The 20,680-nt window shown below is 58.6% G+C and carries 20 protein-coding genes; 6 read left to right on the forward strand and 14 right to left on the reverse strand.

All coding sequences use genetic code 11. The features are described 5' to 3' along the window. The first annotated feature begins 138 nt into the window (after positions 1-138). The 4 genes from ACYZT1_RS21270 to ACYZT1_RS21285 all read left to right on the forward strand — a co-directional run bounded on the left by ACYZT1_RS21270 (position 139) and on the right by ACYZT1_RS21285 (position 4,431). The gene (locus tag ACYZT1_RS21270; protein WP_462016574.1) at positions 139-1,155 is read left to right on the forward strand and encodes an outer membrane protein assembly factor BamD; all 1,017 of its coding nucleotides are present in this window, start codon (positions 139-141) and stop codon (positions 1,153-1,155) included. Positions 1,156-1,290: 135 nt separating this feature from the next. Next, positions 1,291-1,521: a PP0621 family protein gene (locus ACYZT1_RS21275; RefSeq protein ID WP_462016575.1), complete on the forward strand. Its 231-nt coding sequence runs from the start codon at positions 1,291-1,293 to the stop codon at positions 1,519-1,521. After that, on the forward strand, positions 1,511-3,097 hold the full coding sequence (locus ACYZT1_RS21280) for a sensor histidine kinase (protein ID WP_462019297.1): 1,587 nt from the start codon (positions 1,511-1,513) through the stop codon (positions 3,095-3,097). The genes ACYZT1_RS21275 and ACYZT1_RS21280 overlap by 11 nt, the downstream gene beginning before the upstream one ends. Then, a complete protein-coding gene (locus tag ACYZT1_RS21285) occupies positions 3,094-4,431 on the forward strand; it encodes a sigma-54-dependent transcriptional regulator (RefSeq protein WP_462016576.1) in 1,338 nt (445 codons plus the stop codon). Before ACYZT1_RS21280 ends, ACYZT1_RS21285 begins: the two co-directional genes overlap by 4 nt. Here the strand turns inward: ACYZT1_RS21285 and thiO are convergent. From thiO to ACYZT1_RS21320, 7 genes are read right to left on the reverse strand one after another with little or no spacing between them, the layout of a single operon-like run. Further along, positions 4,428-5,528 carry a glycine oxidase ThiO gene (thiO, locus tag ACYZT1_RS21290; RefSeq protein WP_462016577.1) on the reverse strand — a complete coding sequence of 367 codons (1,101 nt, stop codon included), beginning with the start codon at positions 5,526-5,528 and terminating at the stop codon, positions 4,428-4,430. The two genes, ACYZT1_RS21285 and thiO, sit on opposite strands and share 4 nt — an antisense overlap. Before the next feature lie 57 nt (positions 5,529-5,585). Next, a complete protein-coding gene (locus tag ACYZT1_RS21295) occupies positions 5,586-5,987 on the reverse strand; it encodes a type IV pilin protein (protein ID WP_462016578.1) in 402 nt (133 codons plus the stop codon). A gap of 14 nt (positions 5,988-6,001) precedes the next feature. After that, positions 6,002-9,106 carry a pilus assembly protein gene (locus tag ACYZT1_RS21300; RefSeq protein WP_462016579.1) on the reverse strand — a complete coding sequence of 1,035 codons (3,105 nt, stop codon included), beginning with the start codon at positions 9,104-9,106 and terminating at the stop codon, positions 6,002-6,004. Next, a complete protein-coding gene (locus ACYZT1_RS21305) occupies positions 9,093-9,572 on the reverse strand; it encodes a pilus assembly PilX family protein (RefSeq protein ID WP_462016580.1) in 480 nt (159 codons plus the stop codon). The genes ACYZT1_RS21300 and ACYZT1_RS21305 overlap by 14 nt, the downstream gene beginning before the upstream one ends. Continuing rightward, positions 9,569-10,282: a PilW family protein gene (locus ACYZT1_RS21310; RefSeq protein ID WP_462016581.1), complete on the reverse strand. Its 714-nt coding sequence runs from the start codon at positions 10,280-10,282 to the stop codon at positions 9,569-9,571. The genes ACYZT1_RS21305 and ACYZT1_RS21310 overlap by 4 nt, the downstream gene beginning before the upstream one ends. Further along, positions 10,279-10,728 carry a type IV pilus modification protein PilV gene (gene pilV / locus ACYZT1_RS21315; RefSeq protein ID WP_462016582.1) on the reverse strand — a complete coding sequence of 150 codons (450 nt, stop codon included), beginning with the start codon at positions 10,726-10,728 and terminating at the stop codon, positions 10,279-10,281. The genes ACYZT1_RS21310 and pilV overlap by 4 nt, the downstream gene beginning before the upstream one ends. Further along, the gene (locus tag ACYZT1_RS21320) at positions 10,725-11,198 is read right to left on the reverse strand and encodes a GspH/FimT family pseudopilin (RefSeq protein ID WP_462016583.1); all 474 of its coding nucleotides are present in this window, start codon (positions 11,196-11,198) and stop codon (positions 10,725-10,727) included. Before ACYZT1_RS21320 ends, pilV begins: the two co-directional genes overlap by 4 nt. Positions 11,199-11,323: 125 nt before the next feature. Between ACYZT1_RS21320 and ACYZT1_RS21325 the strand changes: the two genes are divergently transcribed. Then, complete coding sequence (locus ACYZT1_RS21325; RefSeq protein ID WP_462016584.1) at positions 11,324-11,851, forward strand: GspH/FimT family pseudopilin; 528 nt, start codon at positions 11,324-11,326, stop codon at positions 11,849-11,851. Here ACYZT1_RS21325 and ispH read toward each other — a convergent pair. The 6 genes from ispH to murJ form a co-directional block, all read right to left on the reverse strand. Further along, positions 11,848-12,795 carry a 4-hydroxy-3-methylbut-2-enyl diphosphate reductase gene (gene ispH / locus ACYZT1_RS21330; RefSeq protein ID WP_462016585.1) on the reverse strand — a complete coding sequence of 316 codons (948 nt, stop codon included), beginning with the start codon at positions 12,793-12,795 and terminating at the stop codon, positions 11,848-11,850. The two genes, ACYZT1_RS21325 and ispH, sit on opposite strands and share 4 nt — an antisense overlap. Positions 12,796-13,026: 231 nt before the next feature. Continuing rightward, entirely contained in the window at positions 13,027-13,464 is a 438-nt protein-coding gene (fkpB, locus tag ACYZT1_RS21335) for an FKBP-type peptidyl-prolyl cis-trans isomerase (RefSeq protein ID WP_462019298.1), read from the reverse strand. Positions 13,465-13,471: 7 nt separating this feature from the next. Beyond that, on the reverse strand, positions 13,472-13,984 hold the full coding sequence (gene lspA, locus ACYZT1_RS21340) for a signal peptidase II (protein WP_462016586.1): 513 nt from the start codon (positions 13,982-13,984) through the stop codon (positions 13,472-13,474). Continuing rightward, positions 13,977-16,808: an isoleucine--tRNA ligase gene (ileS, locus tag ACYZT1_RS21345; protein ID WP_462016587.1), complete on the reverse strand. Its 2,832-nt coding sequence runs from the start codon at positions 16,806-16,808 to the stop codon at positions 13,977-13,979. The genes lspA and ileS overlap by 8 nt, the downstream gene beginning before the upstream one ends. Then, positions 16,809-17,759, reverse strand: a complete 951-nt coding sequence (ribF, locus tag ACYZT1_RS21350) for a bifunctional riboflavin kinase/FAD synthetase (RefSeq protein ID WP_462016588.1) — start codon at positions 17,757-17,759, stop codon at positions 16,809-16,811. 129 nt (positions 17,760-17,888) lie between these two features. Next, positions 17,889-19,427, reverse strand: coding sequence for a murein biosynthesis integral membrane protein MurJ (murJ, locus tag ACYZT1_RS21355; RefSeq protein WP_462016589.1), 1,539 nt, complete (start codon positions 19,425-19,427; stop codon positions 17,889-17,891). A gap of 252 nt (positions 19,428-19,679) precedes the next feature. On the opposite strand from murJ, the gene rpsT reads away from it, so the two are divergent. After that, positions 19,680-19,958: a 30S ribosomal protein S20 gene (rpsT, locus tag ACYZT1_RS21360; RefSeq protein WP_003185593.1), complete on the forward strand. Its 279-nt coding sequence runs from the start codon at positions 19,680-19,682 to the stop codon at positions 19,956-19,958. Between the two features lie 257 nt (positions 19,959-20,215). On the opposite strand, the gene ACYZT1_RS21365 is transcribed toward rpsT, so the two are convergent. Next, entirely contained in the window at positions 20,216-20,680 is a 465-nt protein-coding gene (locus ACYZT1_RS21365) for a CreA family protein (protein ID WP_462016590.1), read from the reverse strand.

Raw genomic sequence — 20,680 nt, forward strand, 5'->3', positions numbered from 1 at the left:
GTCGGCACAGCCTTTGGTTTCGGCTGCGCGCTTGTGGTTAAATACGGCGTCTTTTGCCCCGAGGCTATTCAACGGGGCGCTCATCATAACAGGACGGCCCCGCCCAAGACAGCGGCCGTCATAGGGACGCAAGCCGCCATGCAAGTGAAACACCTGCTGCTGATCGCCATCCTCGCATTGACCGCTGCTTGCTCATCGAAGGAAGTCGTAGACGAAAACCTGAGCGAGGTCGAGCTGTACCAGCAGGCTCAGCGCGATCTGGACAACAACAGCTACACCGCCGCCACAGCCAAGCTGAAGGCGCTGGAGTCGCGTTATCCGTTCGGGCGCTACGCCGATCAGGCTCAACTGGAACTCATCTACGCCAACTACAAGAACGCCGAGCCTGAGGCTGCGAAGTCTGCCGCCGAGCGTTTCATTCGTTTGCATCCCCAGCATCCGAACGTGGATTACGCGTATTACCTCAAGGGTCTGACGTCTTTCGACCAGGACGTCGGCCTGTTGTCGCGTTTCCTGCCGCTCGACATGACCAAGCGTGACCCGGGCGCTGCTCGCGACTCCTACAACGAGTTCGCTCAGCTGACCAGCCGCTTCCCCAACAGCCGCTACTCGCCGGACGCCAAGCAGCGCATGATTTACCTGCGCAACCTGCTGGCGGCCTACGAGATTCACGTCGCCGACTATTACCTGACCCGTCAGGCCTATGTCGCCGCCGCGAACCGTGGCCGTTATGTGGTGGAAAACTTCCAGGAAACCCCGGCGGTCGGCGACGGCCTGGCGGTGATGACCGAGTCTTACCAGCGTCTGCACCTGGACGAACTGGCGGCCACCAGCCTGGAGACCCTGAAGCTCAACTATCCGGATCATCCAAGCCTGCAAGACGGTCAGTTCGTGCCTTCTCGTGACGAGGCTGACAACCGGTCGTGGCTGAGCAAGGCGACATTGGGCCTGATCGAATCGCGTCCACCACTGCCACCGGGCGAAACACGCGCCAATCAGGATGTGCAGAAGCAATTCCAGGACGCCAAGGATGCCATTCCCAGCGACCTCAAACCTAAAGATGAAAATGGCGATGTGATTGAAGAAGAGGAACCGGAAGCGGAAAGCAACGACCGCTCGTGGTTCAGCTACATGACCTTCGGCGTGTTCGACTGACACTCCCGGTTGTGCCAAAAGGAGCCTTGCGAGGCTCCTTTTTTATTGCCTGTTGTTTTGCCGCGAATGATTGAGCTGTGCGCTGGTGATGTCCTTGGCTAAACTGCGGAATCACTCGTCATAAAGCAGCTCATCATGCTTCGTTTATTGTTCTGGATCGCCCTGATTGCCGCTGCGATATGGCTGTGGCGCAAGTTCAAGGGATCAAATTCCAGCCGGTCCACTGCTGAAAAAGATGCGGCGCCTATGGTTCGCTGCGCTCATTGCGGCGTGCATCTGCCCCGCGATCGCGCGCTGAGCCTAGAACAGCAGTGGTATTGCAGCCAGGCTCACCTTGAGCAAGGCCCGGGCTCCAGTGATCGCTGAGGCCTCCAGCCCCGGCGACAAACAGGCGCGGCGACTGCTGCGCCTTTACCATCTCTACCGTTTGAGTGTCGGCGTCATTCTGGTGCTGCTGATTTCCAGCAACATGGACCAGTTGCTGACGTCCGCCAATGACGACTTGTTGCGCAGTGGCAGCTGGCTTTATCTGATCCTGAACATCGTGCTGGTGGTGTTCTTCGAGAAGACCCGCCGCCCAACGCAGCTGTTCACTCTCGCTCTGGTTGACGTTTTATTGCTGTGCGGCCTGTTCTATGCGGCCGGCGGTGTTGCCAGCGCCCTCGGCAATTTGTTGATCGTATCCGTAGCCATCAGCAATACACTGCTGCGCAGCCGGATCGGTTTGCTGATTGCCGCCGTCGGCGCGCTCGGCATTGTCGGGCTGAGCTTTCTCCTGAATCTCAGCCATCCCGCCAGCCCCAACGATTACCTGCAGGTCGGCACGCTCGGCGCGCTGTGTTTCGCCGCCGCGCTGCTGGTGCAAGGTCTGGTCCAGCGGCTGGAGGTCAGTGAAACCCTGGCCGAGCAACGGGCCAGCGAAGTCATGGGGTTGGAGGCCCTGAACGCGTTGATTCTGCAGCGCATGCGCACAGGCATCCTGGTGCTCGATGATCAGCGACGGGTGCAGCTGGCCAACCACAGCGCCCTCTCGTTACTGGGCCGCAGCCACCTTGAAGGCCAACGGCTCGAGGACTGCTCCTCCGATCTGGTCGAACGCCTTCAGTTATGGCGCAACAACCCGACCCTGCGCCCGCAAAGCGTAAAAAGCCCCACCAACGGGATAGAACTCCAACCCAGCTTCATTGCCCTGGACCAGAGCTTTACTCCTCAGACGCTAGTGTTTCTTGAAGACATCGCGCAGATTGCGCAACACGCTCAGCAACTGAAACTGGCCGGCCTTGGCCGCCTGACGGCAGGCATCGCCCATGAGATTCGCAACCCGTTAGGCGCCATCAGTCACGCGGCGCAGCTGCTGCGCGAATCAGAGGAACTGAACAGCGCCGACCGCCGTCTGACGCAGATTATTCAGGATCACTCACAACGGATGAACCGGGTTATCGAAAACGTCCTGCAGTTGTCTCGTCACCAGCAAACCGAACCGCAACGGCTTGATCTGAAACCGTGGCTGGAGCAATTCGTTGCGCAAACGCGCGAGAGCGCCATCGATCGACAACACATTCATCTGCGCATCGGCTCGGGCGACCTCAGAACCCTGATGGACCCGAATCAGTTGACGCAAATTCTCGATAACCTGGTGCGCAATGCCTGGCGGCACAGCGCTCAAGAGCACGATCAGGCGCAGGTATGGCTGAATCTGTTTGTTGATCCCGACAGCCAGTTACCTGTCATCGAAATACTGGACGATGGCGCGGGCGTAGCGCCGGAACAGCAAGCGCATCTGTTCGAACCGTTTTTCACCACCAGCGCTCAAGGCACGGGGTTGGGGCTTTATCTCTCCCGTGAGCTGTGCGAAAGCAACCAGGCGCGCCTGGACTTCAAACCACGCCAAGACGGCGGCTGTTTTCGCATTACTTTTGCTCACGGACGGAAACAAAGTTGAATACAAGCCCAAAGCAAAAAGTCCTCATCGTCGACGACGAACCGGACATCCGCGAACTCCTGGAAATCACTCTGGGACGGATGAAACTCGAAACGTTCAGTGCCTGCAACTTCGCCGAAGCCCATGCCCTGCTCAAGCGCGAGACCTTCGACCTGTGCCTGACCGACATGCGTCTGCCCGACGGCACGGGCCTTGAGCTGGTGCAGCACATTCAACAACGCTGCCCGCAAGTGCCAGTGGCGATGATCACTGCCTACGGCAACCTTGAAACGGCGATCAACGCGCTCAAGGCCGGCGCTTTCGATTTTCTGACCAAACCGGTGGACCTCACGCGGCTGCGCGAACTGGTCAGCAGTGCCCTGCGCATGCCGGCACCCGGCGTGGTCACTGACCGTCGCCTGCTCGGTGACTCGCTGCCCATGCGCAACTTGCGCAAAAAAATCGACAAACTCGCGCGCAGCCAGGCCCCCGTATATATCAGCGGCGAGTCCGGTAGCGGCAAGGAGCTGGTCGCCCGGCTGATTCACGATCAAGGGCCGCGTGCCAACCAGTCGTTCGTCCCGGTCAACTGCGGCGCGATCCCGACGGAATTGATGGAAAGCGAATTTTTCGGCCATCGCAAAGGCAGCTTCAGCGGCGCCATCGAAGACAAGCCCGGGCTGTTCCAGGCGGCCCAAGGCGGGACACTGTTCCTCGATGAAGTGGCTGATTTGCCATTGGCCATGCAAGTCAAACTGTTGCGGGCGATTCAGGAAAAAGCCGTTCGCAGCGTGGGCGGGCAACAGGAAACCGTGGTTGATGTGCGCATCTTGTGCGCCACGCACAAAGACCTAGATGCAGAAGTCGCCGCCGGACGCTTTCGCCAGGACTTGTACTATCGACTAAACGTCATCGAACTGCGGGTGCCGTCCTTGCGCGAACGCCGCGACGACATCGAGGCGCTGGCCAGCCATGTGCTGGAGCGCCTGGCAGCGGCCAGCGGGCAACCGGCAGCCAACCTGTTGCCTCAGGCGCTGGAGGCATTGAAGAGCTATCGCTTCCCGGGCAATGTGCGAGAGCTGGAGAACATGCTGGAACGCGCTCACACCCTGTGCGAAAACCAGCAGATCGAGGCCAGTGATTTGCGTCTGGCGGAAGGCAACTGCAGTGCCGAGAATGGCATGCCGGATCTGACGCGGATCGATAACCTGGAAGATTATCTCGATAACGTCGAACGCAAATTGATCCTCCAGGCATTGGAGGAAACGCGCTGGAACCGCACGGCGGCGGCTCAGCGGCTGAATCTGTCGTTTCGGTCGATGCGCTACCGGCTGAAGAAATTCGGTCTGGATTAAAGTCGGCCGGCCGGGGCATAGGGTCCCGGATCAATGATCGGCGCTCTCCCCAACATCACATCGGCAAACAACTGACACGATGCCGGTGCCAGCACCAGACCATTCCGGTAGTGCCCGCAATTGAGCCACAACCCCTCGAACCCCGGCACCCGACCAATGTAAGGAATGCCTTCCGGCGATCCCGGACGCAAGCCAGCCCAGTGCCCCACTACCTGGGCATCCGCCAACGCCGGGATCAATTCGACCGCCGAGGCTTTCAGACTTTCCAGTGCGGAATCGGTGGGCGTCTTGTCGAAACCTTCGTGTTCCAGCGTGCTGCCAATCAAGATATGCCCGTCGCGCCGGGGAATCGCATAACGCCCCTTGGCCAGCACCATGCTTGGCAAGAAATCGGCCGCGCATTTATACAGAATCATCTGCCCTTTCACCGGTTCCACCGGCAATTCGAGCCCGAGCATCTTCAGCAAATCCCCGCTCCAGGCCCCTGCCGTCAAGACTATCTGGTCACCATGTACGGCACCTGTGCTGGTCTGCACACCGACGACCTTATCGCCTTCCCGAATAAATCCGCTGACTTCGCATTGCTCATGAATCGTCACGTTCGGCAGTGCCAGCAGCGCTGCCTTGAGCGATTTCACCAACCGCGGATTGCGCACGTTGGCAACGTCGGCCATGTAGACGGCGCGGGAAAAACCACCGCCCAACACCGGCACCGCATCATGAACCGTCGAAATATCTACCGTACGCAACGGGCGATTCTCCCGTCTGGCCCATGCGAGCGCCTCGGCTTCATCGTCCAGGTCGAGCCAGTACAACCCGGTGATGTGAACTTCAGGATCAACCCCGGTCGCCGCAAACAGACGCTTGCCCAGTTGTGGATAAAAATCCTGCGACCAGTGCGCCAACGCGGTAACGGCCGGGCTGTAACGCCACGGGTAAAGCGGCGAAACGATACCGCCCCCCGCCCACGACGATTCCTGCCCGACATCCGCCCGATCCAGCAGCACCACGCTGCTCACTTCGCTAGCGAGGTTGAACGCCGTCAGCAAGCCAATCACGCCACCGCCGACAATCACCACTTGTTGTTGCAGGGTCATGTTTCTGATCCAACCGGGAAATAGACAGGGGCGCAAAGGGCGCCCGAAAAAAGAAACTCAGCGACCCCAACAGTCTTTCTTTGTCACGCCGGCCTTGGCGTTGACGATGTCGCGGACACCGGTGTTGTTGATTGTGAAATCGCCGCACTTGTCTGCTGCCATGGCTTTACCGGGCCTGCGCACGGCAGTCAGCGAGAACGTCTGGTCAGCGAGGGTCGGGGTGATGGCGTAGAAATCATTGCCCGCGCTCAGCCCGGTAGCATCGGTGTAGACGCTTTTGTTCGAATAAAACCTTTCGAGAATCTGTGCCTGCTCGGACAGCAGCCCCGCCACTTCCGCCCGACGTCCCTTGTTCACGTATTCAGTAAGGCTGGGGTAACCGATGGTGATAATGATGCCGACGATCGCCACCACAATCAGAATTTCGATCAGGGCGAAGCCTCGGTTGGTTCTGCGCATGCTTCAGCTCCCGCTTATTGAATTTGTCGCCACATGATGCGACGGCTGCCGCTACCGCCGCCGCCCCTCGCGTCCAATGATGTGGGATTACCAGCCGTATCAGTCAGTAGCAGACGCGTTCCGCGATTGACGATAGCGTTCAGCGTCGGAATACCACCGATAAAAATCACGCCGCTGGATATCATGTCAATGTTGTCGACCACCCCGTCGTTATTCGTGCCGAGTATCGAATAGTTGAACATTTTACCGCTGAAGGCATCGAGCACGACCAGCTTGCCGGAACCGAAGCTGGCACATGGGTCCGTGGTGTCCACACTGGCAGTGGTAAAGAAAATTCGCCCCTGCGACAGAGCGGCCTGACTGATCACCCGTTCGCCGGTCAATACGCTGCCGTAACTCAGTGGAAGGTACCACCCTTTCTCTGCCGGATAAGTCACATCGTTCTGGCTGGTGGTGATGAACTGGCCCGAGGCTCCCGAGAACGTGCCGGTTATCGACTGGGCCTGCAAACTCGCCGTGGTGATCTGTCCCGAGCCACCGTCCGCGTCCCACACCGCATAAAACGCCTGCAGGTCCTTGTTGGTCTTGTCGACGGTCTCATTGAATTTGCCTGTGCCGAAAAATACCACTTTGCCACCCACGGAATTGTCTGCCAGCAACGGCTGCGCGGTAATGGGCTGTGTGGCACCTCCCGGGGCGGTGAACAACGGTTTGCCGGCAAATGCCACGCCCCAGCTGTCCGTGCTTTTCGAACTCAAATCAAACTTCCATAACCGGCCTTGCAAGTCCCCACCATAAGCAGCCTGGACCACATTCTGCGAGTTGACCTTGAGTTTCACCGAAGACAAACCATTTCTGGTGTCCTTACTGTCGACGACGATTTTCTTGATCAAAGACCCATCGCGCAGATCCACCACATACAACGCCGCCAGACCCGAACTGCTGCCATAGCCATTGGAAATGAACGCCGCCCACCGACCATCGTCCAAGCGTGCCACTTCCGGACGCGCGTAGGCATAACCCAGATCATTGAATACATTCGCCGGATTTGCCGGCACCGGAGCGCTGATCTCCCAAAGCGCCTTGATCGCGTCACCCGCGGAAGCGTCAAACAGTTGCAGCGCGTAGAACGTCTTGCCACCCGCGCCTGTTCCGCCGACCGCCAGAGTTTTCCAGACATTATCGAGCCGGGCGTCGAACACGCCGAGCTGACCATCGACCAAAAACTTGTGGCCGACGCCATTGATGTAGCCGGGATCGGCGATGATGCGCAACGCTGGCAACACACTAGAGGGCATGTAGGCGTAGCGTCTGTTACCGCTGACCGTGTCGATGACACTCACAAAACCATCGTTGGCGTTGACTATCAGATTGCTGTCCATGTTGATAGCTTTGAAGGACAGATAGGTGCTGTAGCTCGTGTCATTCACCAGATCAGCAGCGGTTTGTTCGGTTGGCGAGGCCAGGACCAGGGGTGAGTTAATGATGTCGCCGAGCAACACACTGCGCACTCTCAAACCATTTTTGTTGGTGCCTTTGCTCCACTCCACCAGATCGATACCAGTAATGCCGATCGGCAATCCCTGACTCAGAACAGCCTGCTGCGCTGTCGAAAAGTTGCGGTAATCCAAGGTGATCAGCGCATTGTTCCACGACTGGTAAACCGGCGGCGGCGCACCCGGTACGATAGTTGTGTCAGTCGTCCAGTGCAGATCAGCGGTATTCACCACCCCGGTGGCAGTGAATCCGAACGATTTGATCGTACCGCGCCAATCTTTAGGGTCGTAAGTCGTCTGGTAAAAAGCCGATCCCAGCCCGACGACCGGAGCGCTCACGGCGCCGCTTCCACCCGAACCGGCTTTCGAGGTGATATCACTGAACGCAGAGCCCAGCGCCGTATTCAGCCCCGCGCTGTCTGTCGCCTGATAGTACTTGCCCTGCCCATATCTAGCCGCTGCGGACAACATTTGATTGGCAGCGGTGAACCCCACCGTGTAGGTGTTCATGTTCTGCCTGACGAAATCCTCGTCCCAGCTTTTGCCACCGACATCAGTGCCGGAGGTGCGCATGTCGATATCGAAGGCGAACTTTGCAATGTCATCCAGGTACAGGGTGTCACCCTCGCCGTCACCCTGCAGATTGTCTCCATCGTTTTTGCTGTCGCCGTCCCAGTTCGGCAGGCGTGCGCCACCGGCCGGATCGTCGGTTGGGAAGTTCCTGTCAAACGTCGGAAGGCCGTCTGTGACGACCACCCCGTAGTTTTTCTGGCACCGATACTGGATCGGGCTGGTGTAGGTTGTCGGCGACGAGTTGTAGTACGGCGTCAGTCCGCGCATATAGCGGGTGATTTCGTAATAGGATTCGGCCAACGGCGTATTGGCGATAGCGCCCAAGCCGTTGATCGACGAAATCAATGAGTTGTAATTGCTGTTCGCTTGGGACTGCGTGACGCTGCCGCTCACAGGTGTCAGATCACTCACGGCGCGGGCGATGAAACCGCCCGGACCCGAGTTATTGCTGGTGGGCGGATTGAAGGTCGCCAGGCCGATCCGCAACGAGCGATTACTGGCGACCAACTGCTGCGCAACATCCTTGGCCACGTTGATGCGAACGTCGTCGGGAATCGCATCGGCACCGCTGGTGAAGTCCTTACTCGAACCGGTTACCTTGCTGACCAGAAAAGACAGGTAGCCAGCCGTGTAGCGAGTGTTTTCATTGCCGACGGGGTCGGGCAGCTTCATGCAGGCCGGCGACTGGCGGGATCCACGATAAAAACCGTACCAGTTTCCGTTGCCTGAACAACCGCCTCGATTGAGACTCGACAAGAGAATATTTGCATTACTCATATCCAGATTCTGGCCGCTGGAACATGAGGAATTGGAACTGCAGTTGGCAATCTGGTCGCGTTTGATTGACGGATCGAAGTTCGAAGCCCAGATGATGTTGTTCATGCTCCCTGAGTCATCGATCAACAGCATCACGTTCGGCGGCACCGTGGCGGCGCTCAGCAAGGGCGACTCCGAAGGAGTGAATGCATAAGCGGGGGCCGACAGGTACAACGCCAATACCGCGCCGACCAGTGTTCGCCACAATCCCCGGCACTTCTCAATATTTGGCATAAACGCTCTCCACCACACTACGAACGTTGTTACCAACAATTGCCACTGCCGTGATTCGATAAAGCGTTGCGGAGGTGTTGCTTGGCACATTCACGGCATCCAGCGTAGTGCCGATATTCTGGACACCGTAAAAACCGTTACCGGCCGCAACCCAGGTGACTCCCGATCTGGTGCCTGCGGTGGTCAACGTCAGTGCATCTTGTGGCGGCAGACACTGAGCGCCGGCACATGGTGCCAAGTTGTAGGTTTCCAGCTGAACGGCGCTCTCCCCGATGCGCAGCGCCGCTTCTGCGATCTGAAAGGATTGATTGCGCAGCGTCACGCTGCTGGCCATTTTTTCCTGCAGGTTGGCGTTCTGCATCGAGGAAATGCCGATCAGTGTCAGCAACAGCAAAAACACCAGGCTGACCAGTAACGCCATGCCGCTTTGGGCCCCAAAAGATTTGTTCATCGGCGCGCCCCTCATGGCAAGCGGTTGCGCAGAGCGGCAACCACGTTGAAGGTTTGATCGCGAACCCGCTTGTCGGGATCACTGAGGGTCAGCGTCAGCCGTACGCTGCGGATTCGCGCTGCGTCAGTCGGGTTGAGGCTGTAGCTGGAAGCGGAGTCATCACTTGCAGAACTGGCCAGGCCGAAACTCACTTTGAAATCGCTGACGTTATCGACCAGTGCATATTGAGGCGGCGTTCCAGTGCCGACGCCCATGGTCAGTTGGTTGTTCTTGAGGGTGTAAATCAGTCGGCGAATCGGGAAGGCCTGCTCGCCCGCTGCGGGAGCGCGCACGTCGGAGTAAGCGGTGGCCACACTCCGGCAGTCGGAAACCACTGTCCATGTCGGTTTACCACCGCTCGTCCCCACATCCGCTGTCACCAGAGTCAGCTTGGCGGCCGCGTTGTCCCAACTGATCGGCGCCAATTGACTGGGATAAAAACTGGCCTCCTTGCTCACGTCTTTAATGGTGCCCAGGCAGCCAAACATGCCGACCATGCGAATTTCCTGAATCATTTTGCTGAGGACGAATCGTGCGTCTTCCTGCATGTTCGCCGCTGCGTTCTGGCTGACGAAGGTGTTTTTGGCGGAAATGAAAATTTGCGCTACGCCAAGCACCACCACCAGGCTCAATGCCAGCGCGATCAGCAATTCGATCAGGCCGAAACCTCTGCACGTGCGCTTCATGGTATTGCCACCGGATCAACGCTGGCGCGACTGACCAGGACAAAATTGCGGCGGGTATCGGCGACATTCGCCGCCCTTGAGTCATCCCAAGTGATGGTAATGGTGTAAACGCGCTCTTTAAGGGTGACACTGCCAGTCGCAGTGGCGCCCAAGGACGTGACGATGTTGTTGGTGAAGTCGTAAAGGTCCTGATCCCGGGCGACGCTGAGGTTGCCCGCCGCCGGTGGCGTGCCGGTGTAATCGGCACCGGCGTTCGCGCGAATGCGGTCCATCATGTCATAGGCGATGAAACTGGCCTGACTGGTCATCCGCGAGCTGTCGGTGTATTTCAGCGCATTGAGCTGAAACGCAGCGGCGCCCAACAGACCCACAGTCAGAATCAACAACGCGACCAGCACCTCGATCAGCGTCGTGCCCTCCTGAGCAACCTTGCTCCATCCCCTCATCCGCAGTTTCCGCCCAATAGAATTCGTCCGTTCAGACACACATTAAGCTTTCTGCTTTGCGCCCCCAGTACATAGTCGATCACCACCGCAGTGGACGATGACGACAAACCGCCCAGATTATTGAAATCGATGGCGGTCACTTCTGAGGTTAGCGTCAGAGTGGCTCCGCTGCTCATCGCGGGAACAACACGCAATACTTTCGGCTCATCGCCAGTACTGTCGTAGACAGACAGCTCCCCCGTCCAGGCGCCGCCCTCGGTTGTGGGACGAAGACGGGTGGTGACCCCGCGATCAATAGCCTCAAGCCGGGCGTAATTCAAGGCGCGTTGCAGGTCACCGATTTCGGTGTCGGCCTTGGTCGATTGCACGGAACGGGTAAAGGCCGGCACCGCTATGGTGATCAAAATCAGGAATACCGCGAGCGCGACCAGCAACTCGATGATTGTGAAACCTTTTGTACGAAGATCCATCGGTGCCCTCCGATCCCGTCGGCTATACCTGCATCTACACGCTAGAACATTCGACCGACAGATGTAACTTTGCCATTACTCGCGCAAGGAATGCGCGGGCCGCAGTCACCCAAGGAGGAAATGACATGCACCAGCGAGGCTTCGGCCTGATCGAACTGCTCATGGGACTGACGATTGCCGGGATTGTTCTGTTACTGGTGAGTCCAGCCTTTGCCGCGTTGACTCAATCGACCTATCGCGATGACGCGGCGCAATCGCTCATCAGCGGTATACGCACCGCCAGAACCCTCGCCATCTCGCGCAATGAAGCCGTGATGATTTACGGCATCAATGGTGACTGGAGTCAGGGTTGGCGAATCATACGGGACATTACCGGAAAAGGACCGGACGACCGCGATAATCCTGTGATAGCCGAGCACGCAAACAGTGACCGCGTAAAGGTTATCGGCAACAAGTGGGTAAAACATTACATTCGCTTCACCAGCCTGGGAGAACCTTTTATGCCGCACGGCGCATTTCAGGGCGGGACGCTGCATTTCTGCAGCAGCGTTGAGCCGGTGAGCAGGCTTCAGATAGTACTGTCGCCGACCGGTCGGACCAGGCTGTTCAACCAGGAGGCTGAGCAGCCCCGGTGCCAGAGGGAGAAGACTTAAAGCAATGAACGAACGCGCAGCTCTTTGGGCATGGAGAACGTGATGTTCTCTTCTCGCCCGGCCAATTCGTCTGCGCCCGTAGCACCCCACGCCTGCAATTGCTGGATCACACCGCGTACCAGCACTTCCGGGGCGGAGGCACCGGCAGTGATGCCGATCCGCTCGACACCGTCGAACCAGCTCTTTTGCAGGTCTTCGGCGCCATCGATGAGGTAGGCCGGCGTGGCCATCCGTTCGGCCAGCTCGCGCAGGCGATTGGAGTTGGAGCTGTTCGGGCTGCCGACCACCAGCACCACGTCGCATTCGTCAGCCAATTGTTTAACCGCATCCTGGCGGTTTTGCGTGGCGTAGCAGATGTCGTCCTTGCGCGGACCACCAATGGCCGGGAAGCGTGTGCGCAAGGCGTCAATAACGCGGCTGGTATCGTCCATCGACAAGGTTGTCTGGGTCACGAAAGCCAGTTTTTCGGGGTTGACCACCTGCAAGGAGGCGACATCTTTCTCGTCTTCAACCAGATAGATCGCGCCACCATTGCTGCCATCGTACTGGCCCATGGTGCCTTCGACTTCCGGGTGACCGGCGTGGCCGATGAGGATGCATTCCCGGCCGTCGCGGCTGTAGCGTGCGACTTCGATGTGCACCTTGGTCACCAGCGGGCAGGTCGCGTCGAACACTTTCAGGCCCCGCCCGGCGGCTTCGGTGCGCACAGCTTGGGAAACGCCGTGAGCACTGAAGATCACGATGACGTCGTCCGGTACCTGATCCAGTTCTTCAACGAAGATCGCGCCGCGAGCACGCAGGTCTTCGACGACGAATTTGTTGTGAACCACTTCGTGGCGCACGTAGATCGGCGGCCCGAAAACTTCCAGAGCGCGGTTGACGATTTCGATCGCCCGGTCCACACCGGCGCAGAAGCCACGGGGGTTGGCGAGTTTGATTTGCATGCTGTGCCTCGTGCCTTGCGCGCAGGAAATAGCGAAAACATTGAAAAACGTACTGTGGAGCGAGCCTTTTGTGGAACTGGGCTCATGTGGCGAGGGGGCTTGCCCCCGTTCGGTTGCGAAGCAATCGGAAACCAGTCAGCACTTTCTCATTCGAGATCGCGGTGTCTGGTTTCAGGGGCGCTTCGCACCCCAACGGGGGCAAGCCCCCTCGCCACAACAGCTCGCTACAGGTTACAACGACCTGACGCTAATGATCTCAACGTCGAAGGTCAACGTCTTGCCGGACAGCGGGTGATTGAAGTCGATGGTCACTTGCTGGTCATCGAACTCTTTTACCACGCCCGGCAATTCAGTATTCGCTGCATCGTTGAAGATCACCAGCAAACCTGGCGACAGGTCCATATCGGTGAACTGCGAACGCGGGATAACCTGCACGTTTTGCGGGTTCGGCTGGCCGAACGCGTTTTCCGCAGCGATGGTCAGCGTACGCTTGTCACCGGCCTTGAAGCCGAACAGCGCTGCCTCAAAGCCTGGCAACAGGTTGCCATCACCGACCTTGAAGGTGGCCGGGGCTTTGTCGAAAGTGCTGTCGACGGTTTCGCCGTTCTCCAGGCGCAATGCAAAGTGCAAAGTGACTTCCGTGTTCTGGCGGATGCGTTGCTCAGCCAATACGTGCTCAGTCATGAACGGCCTCTCCAGTCTTTTTACTTTTAAACATGTCCAGCGCCAGCATGACTGCACCGACAGTAATCGCGCTGTCAGCGAAGTTGAACGCCGGGAAATACCAGCGGTTCTGCCAGTGCACCAGAATGAAATCGATCACATGGCCATAGGCAATGCGGTCATATAAATTGCCTAGCGCGCCACCTAGAACAAGCGCCAGCGCAATCGCCAGCCAGGTTTCGTTGCGCCCCAGACGCTTCAGCCAGACCACCAGCACGGCGCTGACCACTATCGCGATCAAGGCAAACAGCCAGCGCTGCCAGCCCGAGCTATCGGCAAGGAAACTGAAAGCGGCGCCAGTGTTGTAAGCCAGCGTCCAGCTGAAGTAGTCAGGTATCACCACAATCTGCTGGTACATCGAGAGCGAGCTTTCGAAGTAATACTTGGTGGCCTGGTCAACGACCAAAATCAGCAAGCTCAACCAAAGCCAACTCAAGCGCCCAAAACGGCCAATGTTGTCAGGCATAGTGACGAACCTCGCCAGCGCCGCTGATGTTGTCTACGCAACGGCCACAAATTTCCGGATGCTCCGGGTTCACGCCGACGTCTTCACGGCAGTGCCAGCAACGGGCGCACTTGGCGAAGGCCGACTTGACGATTTTCAGCTTCAGGCCGCTGACTTCGGTCTCCACGGCGTCGGCCGGTGCCTGTACCAACGGAGCAACGCTGGCGGTCGAGGTGATCAACACGAAACGCAATTCGTTGCTCAGTCTGGCCAGGTCGGCGCTTAGTGCTTCTTCGGCGAACAGGGTCACTTCGGCTTGCAGGTTGCCACCGACGGCCTTGGCCGCGCGCTGGATTTCCATTTCCTTGTTGACCGCCACCTTCACCGCCATGATCCGCTCCCAATAGGCGCGGCCCAGTTCGACGTCGTCCGGCAGTTCGGTCAGGCCTTCGTACCAGGTATTGAGCATCACCGATTCATTTCGCTCGCCCGGCAGGTATTCCCACAGTTCGTCGGCAGTGAACGCGAGGATCGGCGCGATCCAGCGCACCAGCGCTTCAGAGATATGATACAGCGCGGTTTGCGCCGAGCGGCGCGCCTTGCTGTTGGCGCCAGTGGTGTACTGACGGTCCTTGATGATGTCGAGGTAGAAGCCACCCAATTCCTGCACGCAGAAATTGTGGATCTTGGAGTACACGTTCCAGAAGCGGTATTCGCCGTAGTGCTCTTGCAACTCGCGTTGCAGCAGCAGCGTGCGATCCACGGCCCAGCGGTCCAGCGCGAGCATTTCTTCAGCCGGCAGCAGGTCGGTGGCCGGGTTGAAACCGGTCAGGTTCGAAAGCAGGAAACGCGCGGTGTTACGGATCCGCCGGTAAGCGTCCGCGCTGCGCTGCAGGATCTGATCGGAGACGGCCATCTCACCCGAGTAATCGGTCGACGCGACCCACAGACGCATGATGTCGGCGCCCAAGGTGTCGTTGACCTTTTGCGGTGCGATCACGTTGCCCAGCGACTTGGACATCTTGCGCCCGGACTCGTCGACGGTGAAACCGTGGGTCAGCAGCTCGCGATAAGGTGCGTGGTTGTCGATGGCGCAACCGGTCAGCAGCGACGAGTGGAACCAGCCACGGTGCTGGTCCGAGCCTTCCAGGTACAGGTCGGCGCGCGGCCCGGTCTCGTGACCCATCGGATGCGAGCCGCGCAGCACGTGCCAGTGCGTGGTACCGGAATCGAACCAGACGTCGAGGGTGTCGCTGATCTTGTCGTACTGCGGCGCTTCGTCACCGAGCAACTCGGCAGCGTCCATCTTGAACCAGGCTTCGATGCCTTCGACTTCAACGCGTTTGGCGACTTCTTCCATCAGTTCGGCGGTACGTGGGTGCAGCTCGCCGCTTTCCTTGTTGAGGAAAAACGGAATCGGCACGCCCCAGTTGCGCTGACGGGAGATGCACCAGTCCGGACGGTTGGCGATCATCGAGTGCAAGCGCGCCTGACCCCAGGCCGGAACGAATTTTGTTTCCTCAATCGCTTTGATCGCCCGCTTGCGCAGGGTTTCGCCCGAAGCCGGCTCTTTGTCCATGCCGATGAACCACTGCGCAGTGGCGCGGTAGATCAGCGGGGTCTTGTGGCGCCAGCAATGCATGTAGCTGTGTTCGATGACGGTGGTGTGCAGCAGCGCACCGACTTCGGTCAGTTTTTCGACGATGGCCGGGTTGGCTTTCCAGATGAACTGGCCGCCAAAGAACTCCAGCGAGGTCACGTAAACGCCATTGCTTTGCACCGGGTTGAGGATGTCGTCGTTGACCATGCCGTATTTCTTGCAGGTCACGAAGTCGTCCACGCCGTACGCCGGGGCGGAGTGAACCACGCCGGTACCTGCGCCCAGCTCAACGTAGTCAGCCAGATAAACCGGTGACAGGCGATCGTAGAACGGGTGACGGAAGTTGATCAGCTCCAGTTCTTTACCGGTGGTGGTCGCAATGATCGAACCTTCCAGGCTGTAACGCGCCAGGCAGGATTCGACCAGCTCTTCAGCCAGCACCAGCAGTTTGTCGCCGACATCTACCAGTGCGTAGTTGAATTCCGGGTGAACATTCAGCGCCTGGTTGGCCGGGATGGTCCACGGGGTGGTGGTCCAGATCACGATCGAAGCGGGCTTGGCCAGCGACGGCAGACCGAAGGCGGCAGCCAGTCTGGCTCCGTCGGCAATCGGGAAGGCTACGTCGATGGTCGAGGACTTTTTGTTTTCGTATTCGACTTCGGCTTCAGCCAGGGCCGAACCGCAATCGAAGCACCAGTTCACCGGCTTCAGGCCCTTGAACACGAAACCGCCCTTGACGATTTCGGCCAGGGCGCGGATTTCGCCGGCCTCGTTCTTGAAGTCCATGGTCTTGTACGGGTTGGCGAAATCGCCCAACACGCCCAGACGGATGAATTCGGACTTCTGCCCTTCGATCTGCTCGGTGGCGTAGGCACGACACAGTTCGCGCGTCTTGTCCGCGCCCAGGTTCTTGCCGTGGGTGACTTCGACTTTGTGCTCGATGGGCAGACCGTGACAGTCCCAGCCCGGAACATAAGGCGCGTCGAAACCCGACAGGGTCTTCGAACGGATGATCATGTCCTTGAGGATCTTGTTCAGCGCATGACCGATGTGAATCGTGCCGTTGGCGTACGGAGGACCGTCGTGAAGCACGAACTTCGGACGATCCTTGCCAATCTCGCGCAACTTACCGTACAGGCCAATGCTGTCCCAGCGCTGCAGAATCTGCGGTTCGCGCTGGGGCAGGCCGGCCTTCATTGGGAAGGCGGTGTCCGGAAGGTTTAGCGTGGCTTTATAGTCGGTCATTTAAGGCTCTTCATTAGCGATTGGCGCTAGGTGCGACAGGGCACGGGCGGCGGCGACATCCGCATTGATCGCCGTCTTAAGCGCCTCCAGAGAGGCGAAACGCTGCTCTTCACGCAGCTTATGGTGGAAAACCACCGTCAAACGCCGGTCGTACAGATCGCCGGCAAAATCTAAAAGATGCACTTCCAGGTGGGCTTTGCCATCACCCTGGACTGTAGGCCTCACGCCGATATTGGCGACGCCGGGCCAGGTCTTGCCGTCGATTTCGACATCGACCAGGTAAACCCCGGTCAGCGGCACACGACGGCGCTTGAGTTGTATGTTGGCGGTGGGCGTACCCAGTTGGCGCGCCAGTTTCTGCCCGTGCAGGACGCGCCCGGTGATCTGGAACGGGCGACCCAGCAGCTGCTCGGCCAAAGCAAAATCAGCAGCGGCCAGGGCATTGCGAACCTGGGTGCTGCTGACCCTGATCCCGTCCAGCTCGACGGTTTGCGCTGCTTCGACGGTAAACCCTTGCATCACGCCGGCCTGCTGGAGGAATTCGAAATCCCCGACCCGATCACAGCCAAAACGGAAGTCGTCACCAACTTCCAGGTGTTTGACGCCGAGGCCATCGACCAGAATCGTATCGACGAATTCGCTGGCGCTGAGTTTGCTCAAACGTTGGTTGAAAGGCAGGCACAGGACCCGGTCGACGCCTTCGGCGGCCAACAGCTGCAACTTGTCGCGCAGCCGGGCCAGCCGCGCAGGCGCCGTGTCCGGGGCAAAGAACTCCCGGGGTTGCGGCTCGAAAATCACCACGCAGCTGGGTACGCCCAACTCGAGTGCACGCTCACGCAGCCTCGCCAGGATTGCCTGGTGACCACGGTGAACACCGTCAAAGTTGCCAATGGTGGCGACACAGCCCCGATGCTGGGGGCGCAGATTTTGGAGGCCTCGAACCAGCTGCATAACGCGCTTCTTGCTCATAAAGTGGTCGATTATAACCACACCCGGCGGCCGACGACAGGCAACACCGTAACCCAAAGTAATCGAGCCGACAAAACCGTCGGCTCGCCCGTGACGATCGAGGAAAAAGCCTCAGCCCAACGCCTTGCGATTAAAGTCGCGCAAACGGAAACCCATCAGCAGCAACATGCCGAAATAGGAGACCACACCCGCCGCAACCAGAGCACCCAGGCGCAGGAACCGCTCGAGCATATTTCCGTCCCCCCAAGCCGGCATGAAATGCATACCGGCCAGTAAAACAGCGGACATCACCGTCACCGCGACCACCAGTTTGACAGCGAACTTCCCCCACCCAGGTTGCGGCTGATACATCTGCTGTTTGCGCAGTTGATAGAACAGCAGCCCGGCATTCAGGCAGGCCCCGGCACTGATGGCCAGGGCCAGACCGGCGTGGGCCAGCGGACCGATAAGCACCAGGTTGAACAGCTGCGTACACACCAGGGTGAAAATCGCGATTTTGACCGGCGTACGGATGTTTTGTTGCGCATAAAAGCCCGGAGCCAGCACTTTGATCACGATAATGCCGAGCAAGCCGACGGAATAAGCGATCAGTGCGCGCTGCGTCATGGACGCGTCGAACGCGCTGAACTGGCCATACTGGAACAGGGAAACGGTCAACGGTTCGGCCAGTATCCCCAGCGCCAGCGAGCAGGGCAGCACCAGCACGAAGCACAGCCGCAGGCCCCAATCGAGAATTCGCGAGTATTCGTTACGATCCTTGCTGGCGTAGTTCTTGGCCAGCGTGGGCAGCAGGATCGTGCCCAATGCCACGCCGAGCACGCCGGACGGCAGCTCCATCAAACGGTCCGCGTAATACATCCATGACACGGAACCGGCGACCAGGAAAGACGCAAAAATGGTGTTGATGATCAGCGAAATCTGGCTCACCGATACGCCGAGAATCGCCGGCAGCATTTGCTTCATCACTCGCCATACGCCGCTGTCACGCAGGTTCAGCCGTGGCAGCACGAGCATGCCGATCTTTTTCAGGTGCGGCAGTTGATACAGTAACTGCGCGAGACCGCCGACCAGTACCGCCCAGCCAAGGGCCATCACCGGCGGGTCGAAATAAGGCGTCAGGAACACCGCAAAAATGATCATGCTGACGTTAAGCAGTGTCGGCACGAACGCCGGCACCGAGAAGCGGTTGTAAGTATTGAGGATCGCCCCGGCCAGTGATGACAAGGAAATCAGCAATATATAAGGAAAGGTCACTCGCAGCAGGTCGGTGGTCAGCTCGAACTTTTCCGGGGTATCGGTAAATCCTGGCGCCGTCGCCCAAATGACCCACGGCGCGGCGAGCATGCCTAACGCGGTGACCAGCGCCAGTACCAGCGTCAGCAAACCCGAGACATAAGCGATGAATGTACGTGTGGCCTCCTCGCCCTTCTGGCTTTTGTATTCAGCCAGAATCGGCACAAAGGCCTGGGAAAATGCGCCCTCGGCGAAGATCCGCCGCAGCAGATTGGGCAACTTGAAGGCGATAAAGAAGGCATCCGTTGCCATCCCCGCGCCGAATGCGCGCGCGATAAGGGTGTCACGGACGAACCCCAGAATCCTGGATAGCATCGTGATTGAGCTGACGGCGGCCAACGATTTGAGCAGATTCATTGAAAGAGTTCGTGCCTGTCGATAAACAGCAGGCGAACTGAGCGCCTACTTATGCGATACTCCGCGCCGCAACAGCACAGAGCCAAAGCTCGCGAGTTTACAGGTCAAGCGCCGGAAATAAATATCCCGCCTCTTCATACCTACCACTTAGCGGAACGTCTCAACCGCCCTTGACAAGACATCAACTCATCGGCATGATTCGCGGCCTATTTTGTTTGCTATTTCCTAAAAAGTCTTTCGAGGAGCTCGACGGTGGCCAACACACCTTCCGCCAAAAAACGTGCAAAACAGGCTGAGAAGCGTCGCAGCCACAACGCCAGCCTGCGTTCCATGGTTCGTACCTACATCAAGAATGTAGTTAAAGCCATCGACGCAAAAGACGCTGAAAAAGCTCAAGCTGCTTACGTTCTGGCCGTGCCAGTTATCGACCGTATGGCCGATAAAGGCATCATCCACAAGAACAAGGCAGCTCGTCATAAGAGCCGCCTGAATGGCCACGTGAAGGCCCTGAACGTTGCCGCTGCTGCCTAAGCGACACGCTCGTTAAAAAACCGACCTCAGGGTCGGTTTTTTATTGCCTGCGATTTGGCAAACACAACACAAAAAAAGTGTGGGAGCGGGCATGTGTGGCGAGGGGGCTTGCCCCCGCTGGGGCGCGAAGCCCCCCCCCCCTTAACCGGTCGCCGCGACCTCAATGTGCAGGTGATGACTGGTTTACGATTGCGTTGCAATCGAGCGGGGGCAAGCCCCCCCCTCGCCACACAAGCCCGCTCCACCGTATCGTCAGATTATTGAGCGTGCGGCCAAGGCAGAATCGGGATCGCCGTTACCGCATTCTGCGGACTACCCTCGATCAGCCGATCGCTGTACACCAGATACACCAGCGTATTACGCTTCTTGTCGAGAAATCGCACCACCTGCATGGTCTTGAACACCAGCGAAGTGCGCTCCTTGAATACCTCATCACCGTCCTTCAACTCGCCCTTGAAGTTGATCGGCCCGACCTGGCGGCAAGCGATGGACGCCTCCGCGCGATCTTCAGCCAACCCCAGACCACCCTTGACTCCACCCGTCTTGGCGCGCGACAGATAGCAGGTCACGCCCTCGACCTTGGGATCGTCAAACGCCTCGACCACGATGCGGTCATTCGGGCCGACAATTTTGAACACCGTCGACACTTGGCCAATTTCTTCGGCCGAGGCCAGCAGCGGCATCGCCAACACCAGACCCAACAATCCTTTTGCCACGCGCAT

It is taken from the genome of Pseudomonas sp. PB3P13 (genome assembly GCF_054897735.1).